Raw genomic sequence first — 3,691 nt, 5'->3', positions numbered from 1 at the left:
AGACCGGCCGGCATCGGCAGGTTGGAGGATGCGGGCGCCATCGCCCGCGGCGAGAAAGGAACCTTGCTCGACCCACGTCTGTCGGCAAAAGCTTGAGAGCGTTCTCCGGCCTGGCCATAGTGTCAAGGATTGCGGAGCCGGATCAATCTCAAATCGCTCTAGTGGCAGCACGAGGCGAGATATACGTGTCCGGTAACTTGTTCTGGCGCTGAAGCGGCGCGAAATCTGTAGGCGTGATGGTCTCTCGTTCAAGCAGAAGGCTTGCACCGGCTTTCAGATCTTCGATGTGGGCCGCAAGCATCTCCTTCGCCATCTGGTAGGCTTCGTCGATCATATCTCTTATCGCCAGATCAACTTCCCGGGCGGTTGCCTCGGAATAGTCCCGCGGACGGACGCCGAGCTGATTGTCGTTGAGCCACTGTGCTCTTTGGGGCTCAAGGACCGACTGGCCGACCGAGGCATTCATCCCAAATCGAGTGATGGCCTCACGCGCGATATCCGTGGCCTTGGCCAGATCGTCGGCGGCACCGGTCGATACCTCTCCAAAGACCACCTCCTCTGCCGCCCGACCAGCCAGCAAGGCGATCATGCGTTCCTTCAATTCACTCGACGTGATGAGAAAGCGATCCTCCGTCGGCCTCTGCAACGTATATCCGAGCGCACCGATCGAGCGTGGAATGATCGAAACCTTTTGAACGGGATCCGTCTTGGTAAGCGACGTCGCAACCAGCGCGTGGCCCATCTCGTGATAGGCAACGCGCTCCCTCTCGCTCGCATTGAGCAGCCGGCTCCGGCGCTCCGACCCCGCAATGACACGCTCCGTTGCCTGCACAAAGTCGTTGGTGGTGACTGTATCGCCGTGACGCCTGGTGGCGATGATTGCAGCTTCATTGACGAGGTTGGCAAGATCGGCTCCGGTAAAGCCCGGTGTAAGGGCGGCAACCTCATTTATGTCGAAGTCGGCGGCAACCGCGATCTTCTTGATGTGCACCTTGAGAATGTCGGCGCGACCTTTCCGGTCGGGACGATCAATGACGATCTGGCGGTCGAACCGGCCCGCCCTGAGCAAAGCTGCATCGAGAACTTCGGGGCGGTTGGTTGCAGCGAGCAACACGATGCCGACACGTGGATCGAAACCGTCAAGTTCCGACAGCAACTGATTGAGCGTCTGCTCCTTCTCATCGCCGCCGCCGTAACCTGCAAGCGGACTGCGAGCCCGACCGAGAGCATCCAGTTCATCAATGAAGATTATGCAAGGCGCGGCCTTGCGTGCCTGTTCGAACAGATCGCGGACACGTGCGGCGCCGACGCCGACAAACATCTCGACGAATTCAGCGCCGGAGATGGAAAAGAACGGCACATTCGCTTCACCGGCAATGGCACGCGCCAGAAGCGTCTTGCCTGTTCCGGGTGGGCCGACCAATAGCACACCTTTGGGAATCCGCGCACCAAGCCGGCCGTAATTGTCCTGCTCCTTCAGAAATGAAACAATTTCCTGAAGTTCAGCCTTGGCCTCGTCCGCGCCTGCCACGTCATCGAACGTGACACCGGTCTTGCGCTCCAGATAGACTTTCGCCTTTGATTTTCCGATGTTGATGAGGCCACCCACCCCTTGTCGATCGATCATTCCTCGAAAGAAAAACACCCAAACGCCGAGAAAGAAGAGTGTCGGCAGGATCCACGAGAGGATGGCGGTCAACCAATTGCTGTCGGTGCCACCGGAGACCTGGACCCCCGCCTTTTCGAAGGTGGCAGCGGCGGCCGGGTCCACACGGTTGGATATAAAGAGCGTTTTGCCATCTTGGGGAACCTTAAAGACGCCTTGGACCATCGTCTCGGTCAGCGTTACCGACTGAACCTTGCCGTCGGCCACCATGCGCATCAGGTCGCTGTAGGATATCTCCATCGTGTCACGATAGGCAAACCATATCTGGAAAAGGCCGAGCAGCAGGAACGCCACCAGAAAATAACCGATATTGAAGATATGTTTCCGGTCCATGGGTGCCTCCGGGAATAGCGTACCAATACCTCATTGGTTTCATGGCGCCGCGGCCACGTCTTTGACCAGCGTCAAAGACCGGCTCGCCACTTGGTGATAGTGCTGAAGACGGTTTTCCATGGCGTGCGGCCTTCTCAGCCATCAGTTTACTGAGCGCCATGATCCCTTCGCAAAAACGCATTTCACGAGATGACCATGGCCCAAGATCGCTTTATCCCAGCAACTTCACCTCGCCACGACGGGTCCGCACATGACAATATCGATCTCGGGCTGCAGCAATTTCTGCTGCAAGTCTATGGATACATGGCCGCAGCGTTGTGCTTGAGCGGTCTTACCGCTTATCTGGCGATCGAGACTGGCTTCTATCAAGAAATCGCCGGCACTGGATTCATCTGGCTGGTAATTTTCGCTCCGTTGGTTGCACTGCTGTTTCTGACAATCCGCCTGGAGAAGATGCCGCTCGCTGCAGTCATGGCACTCTTCTGGACCTATGCTTGCCTGATGGGGCTGTCGCTCGCTGGTATCTTTCTGATCTATACCAACGAAAGCATCGTGCTGACGTTTTTTGTGAGCGCGGCGATCTTCGGTGCCACGAGCCTTTACGGCTATGCCACAAAAGCCGATCTCTCGCGCTTTGGTTCCTTTTTAATAATGGGGCTGCTTGCGACCATTGTCGTTAGCGCCGCAAATATTCTGCTGGCGTCGACTGTCCTGCAGATCGCCGTCTCGACAGTCGCCGCCATTCTCTTCATCGGGTTGACGGCCTACGACACCCAGCGCCTTAAGCAGATCTATTATGCATGCTTTCCGTCGGAGCCAGCCGCAAAGATGGCGCTCATGGGTGCCCTGACGCTTTACCTTGATTTCATTAACCTTTTCGCCCTGATCCTCCAACTCGGCGGCGATAGGCGCAGATGAATCATGCAAGCAGCGCGCGATGGCCATCACTCGATCGACGGCAGACACATCGCATCACAGCACACGGGGAGGTGCGCGATGATCATTCCAGTCCATGTTCAATATCGGAAGTCAGGAGTTCAAGATGGATAAGCTCAGAATTCCACGAAACAGCTGGGTACTGGTTTGTGACGGCGTCAAGGCGCTATTTCTACGCAATGACGGCGATGCCGAACTCATCAATCTGATTCCAGTTGAGATCTACGGCGAAAAGGCGGTCCTCCAGGCAATCGCCTCGGATCGGCCCGGTCGGGTTTATCAATCGCAAGGGCAGTCTCGCAGCACAGTCGAGCCCGTCGATCTAAAGTGGCAGAGTGAAGAAGCATTTATCAGCGATGTTGCCCGCAGGCTTGATCAACTCGTCCGCGATCGCACCATCAAGCACTTGACGATCGTCGCTCCGCCGAAAATCCTGGGCATCCTTCGGGAGCACTTGACGCCGATCGTGCACCCCGTTGTCAAAGGCGAGATAGCAAAGGATTTCACCATGCTACCGATTCCGGAAATTGAACGAAAGTTGAAAGGTTGACCCTCCAAGATGGCGACAATCTTCAAGCTGGAACGACCATTGCGGAACATCGTCACAACGTTCTATGCGGATAGAATCGTGACGTTGATCCAGGACAATGCGTATCAGCACGGCTTTGGTGCGCGGTTCGTTGAAAGAACGGAATTCCGTCTTTGATGCTGTTGCTACGGCGTTGCAGTCTTGCAGCGGACGGATTTCGGGCGTGC

Annotated in this window: 3 protein-coding genes; 2 read left to right on the top strand and 1 reads right to left on the bottom strand. The window is 56.4% G+C overall.

What is annotated here, in order from left to right:
* Window positions 1-148: 148 nt before the first annotated feature.
* Window positions 149-1,999, bottom strand: a complete 1,851-nt coding sequence (gene ftsH / locus FHT73_RS29120) for an ATP-dependent zinc metalloprotease FtsH (protein WP_183716522.1) — start codon at window positions 1,997-1,999, stop codon at window positions 149-151.
* Window positions 2,000-2,194: 195 nt separating this feature from the next.
* Between ftsH and FHT73_RS29115 the strand changes: the two genes are divergently transcribed.
* Window positions 2,195-2,917: a Bax inhibitor-1/YccA family protein gene (locus FHT73_RS29115; protein ID WP_183716520.1), complete on the top strand. Its 723-nt coding sequence runs from the start codon at window positions 2,195-2,197 to the stop codon at window positions 2,915-2,917.
* Window positions 2,918-3,041: 124 nt separating this feature from the next.
* The gene (locus tag FHT73_RS29110; RefSeq protein ID WP_112610389.1) at window positions 3,042-3,485 is read left to right on the top strand and encodes a host attachment protein; all 444 of its coding nucleotides are present in this window, start codon (window positions 3,042-3,044) and stop codon (window positions 3,483-3,485) included.
* Window positions 3,486-3,691 lie beyond the last annotated feature (206 nt).

The sequence above is a fragment of the Rhizobium sp. BK098 genome (genome assembly GCF_014193155.1).
In the GTDB taxonomy this organism is placed as follows: Bacteria; Pseudomonadota; Alphaproteobacteria; order Rhizobiales; family Rhizobiaceae; genus Rhizobium.
Note: the sequence above shows the minus strand (reverse complement) of the source record. Positions and strands in the feature narration are given on the sequence as shown.

Coding starts and splice junctions, on each gene's coding strand:
- ftsH (WP_183716522.1), bottom strand. CDS start 1,999: ATGGACCGGAAACATATCTTCAATATCGGTTATTTTCTGGTGGCGTTC.
- FHT73_RS29115 (WP_183716520.1), top strand. CDS start 2,195: ATGGCCCAAGATCGCTTTATCCCAGCAACTTCACCTCGCCACGACGGG.
- FHT73_RS29110 (WP_112610389.1), top strand. CDS start 3,042: ATGGATAAGCTCAGAATTCCACGAAACAGCTGGGTACTGGTTTGTGAC.